At 61.1% G+C, this 3,070-nt stretch carries 2 protein-coding genes; both read right to left on the bottom strand.

Going from position 1 to position 3,070, the window contains the following annotated elements:
- On the bottom strand, positions 1-2,498 hold a 2,498-nt coding region (locus tag ALO64_RS04035; RefSeq protein WP_157058625.1), incomplete at its 3' end, for a condensation domain-containing protein.
- A gap of 14 nt (positions 2,499-2,512) precedes the next feature.
- Positions 2,513-3,070: phosphopantetheine-binding protein (locus ALO64_RS04030; protein ID WP_094195070.1), on the bottom strand; the 558-nt coding region annotated here is incomplete at its 5' end.

The raw sequence follows: 3,070 nt of genomic DNA, 5'->3' as shown, positions 1-3,070 counted from the left end.
TTGAAATCAGCGTCCAGCACATACCAAGAGAGGCCTGGAATCGCCTCGCCAATCGGGCTGGCCGGGTTTTGCGTGTCGGCCTCGGTGATTGGTCGATAAGTGACATGCACGGTGGTTTCGGTAATGCCGTACATGTTGATCAACTGCGCTGCCTGATCGCCGAAACGGTCGAGCCACGGCTTCAGGTTGGCCACGTCCAGCGCTTCGCCGCCGAAGATGACTTTTTCCAGCGACATCGGCGCAGGCGAATCACACGCCACACGCATCAACTGCTTGAACGCCGACGGCGTCTGGTTAAGCACTGTGACGCGCTGTTCCACCAGCAGCGCATGGAAGTCTTCCGGCGAACGGGTCACTTCGCGCGGCACGATCACCAGTCGGCCGCCATGCAGCAGCGCGCCGAAGATTTCCCATACCGAGAAGTCGAAGGCGAACGAATGGAACAGCGTCCACACGTCCTTTTCGTTGAATGTGAACCAGTCATCCGTGGCAGCAAACAGGCGCATCAGGTTGTGATGAGCGAGCAAGGTACCTTTTGGCTTGCCGGTCGAGCCCGAGGTGTAGATCACGTAGGCCAGATTGTCCGGCGTGGTCTGGTTGACCGGGTTTTCGGTGCTGTAACGGTCCAGCGCATCCGCCAGATCCAGTTTCTGAACATGTGCAGGAATCGGTAACTGGCCCAACAAATGTGCTTGAGTCAGCAACAGTTCGATGCCGCTGTCGTGCATCAGAAAGCTCAGGCGATCCTGCGGGTAATCCGGGTCCAGTGGCACGTATGCGCCACCGGCCTTGAGGATCGCCAGCATTCCCACGATCATGTCCAGACTGCGTTCAGCGGCCAGCCCCACGCGAACATCCGGGCCGACGCCCTGCTCGCGCAGTTTATGGGCCAGCTGGTTGGCACGGCTATTGAGCTGTTGATAGCTCAATTGCTCGGCGCCGAAGTTCAGGGCAATGGCGAGCGGCGTGCGCCCGGCCTGGGTTTCGATACGTTGATGGGCGCAATATTCACTTGGATAAACCGCAAGGTCGCGGTTCCAGTCGCGCAGGGTGTCTTGCCGCTCATCGACGCTCAACAGCGGCAGATCAGCGATGCGCTGGTTGACGTCGCGGCACATGCCGGTCAGCAGGTTGCGCCAATGCCCGGCCATGCGCTCGATGGTTGCGGCGTCAAACAGGTCGGTGGCGTAGGTCAACGAAGCGGCCAGGCCGTTCGGGCGTTCGCAGGTGTCCAGGGTCAGGTCGAACTGCGCGGTGTGTTTGTCGGACACCTGATATTCCAGGCGCAGACCGGCCAGTTCGCGGGCCTCGTTGTGGCCTTCGCTCTGGTGGTTGTAGGCCACCTGAAACAGTGGGCTGCGGCTCAGATCGCGCTGCGGTTGCAGGGCTTCGACCAGTTGTTCGAACGGCAGGTCTTGATGGGCCTGGGCCTGCACAGCCGTGTGTTTGATCTGCTGCAGCAACCCGGCCACGGTGGTTTGCGTATCGAAGTCGGCCTTGAGCACCTGAGTGTTGACAAAGAAGCCGATCAGCCCCTGGGTTTCGCTGCGGGTGCGGTTGGCGACGGGCACGCCGACGCGTATATCGGCCTGACCGCTGTAGCGGTGCAACAAGGTCTGCAACGACGCCAGCAACAGCATGAACAGGGTGATGCCCTGCTGCCGCGCCAGAGTCTTGAGGTCGTTGAGCAGCGCGGCATCCAGCTCGACATTCAGTCGCGCTCCGTCGTAGCTGTGCAGCGCCGGGCGCGGTCGATCGGTGGGCAGCTCCAGAATCGGCTGCTGCTCGCCCAGCTGTTGCTTCCAGTACGCAAGCTGGCGTTCCTGCTCGCCCATTTCCAGCCAGTTGCGCTGCCAGAGGGCATAGTCGGCGTACTGAATCGGCAACGGCGTCAATTCGGCCTTGCGGCCCAGTGTGGCGGCCTGATAGCACTGCATCAGCTCGTCGACCATGATCGGCATCGACCAGCCATCGGAGACGATGTGGTGCTGGGTCAGCACCAGTGCGTGCTCCTGCTCGCTCAGTTTGAGCAGCCTGACCCGCAACAGCGGCCCGTGTTGCAGATCGAAGGGCTGCTGCACTTCCTGATCGACATAACACTCGACCGTTTCGCCAGCCGCCAGTTGATCAACTTCGAGCGCAAACGGCGACGCCGGATGCACCACCTGCAACGCCTCGTCGCCCTGCTGTTCAAACGTGGTGCGCAGGGTTTCGTGACGCTCGATCAGGTGTTCGACGCTACGCCGTAATGCCTCGACATCCAGCGCGCCATGCAGGCGCAGCGCCAGCGGAATGTTGTAGGCCGCGCTGTGCGGTTCCAGTTGCCAGATGATCCATTGCCGCTGCTGCGCATAGGAGAGCGCAGACGAGGCCTGCGTCTCCCGCACAGCGATCGGCGTGACCCCGTAGAGATTCACCCCTTGGCGCTTGAGCAGGACCGCCAGCGCCTTGCGTTCACGGGCGGACAGCGATTTAACGGAGTCAAGCAACTGTTGCACTGGGGTCTCTCCTGCTAAGCAATCAAATTATCAATTTCCTCCGCTGATAAACGTTTGAGTGCCTCCAGTGATTTAGTCAATTCGTCCAGCGCATGGTCACTTTCGCCATTTTTTTCTTGCAGCGTGGTGCAGAAGTCCGCCAGCACCGGCTGTTCGAACAGGTCCTTGAGGCCGACCTCGCGCTGCAACTGCTCACGTACTCGCACCAGCATCTGTACCGCCAGCAGCGAGTGGCCGCCGAGTTCGAAGAAGTTGTCGCTACGACCGACCTGCTCGACCTTCAGCACATCGGCCCAGATCGCCGCCAGTTGCTGCTCAAGCTCGCCTTGCGGAGCGATATAGGCCGCTTGCAACCGGCTGGCATCCGGCGCGGGCAGCGCCTTGCGGTCCAGCTTGCCGTTGGCGGTCAGCGGCATCTTGTCGAGGACGATGAAATGCGTCGGCACCATGTAATCCGGCAGATGCGACCGGAGTTCGGTCTTCAGGGTTTCGCGCAGGCTTTGCTGGTCGTGGTCAAGCTGGGCTGGGACTAGATACGCGGCCAATTGCCCGTCCACGGCCAGCACGATCAC

Source organism: Pseudomonas meliae (assembly GCF_001400515.1).
Taxonomy (GTDB): Bacteria; Pseudomonadota; Gammaproteobacteria; order Pseudomonadales; family Pseudomonadaceae; genus Aquipseudomonas; species Aquipseudomonas amygdali.
The sequence above is the reverse complement of the archived record's forward strand: the minus strand, read 5'-3'. Positions and strand labels throughout refer to the sequence as shown.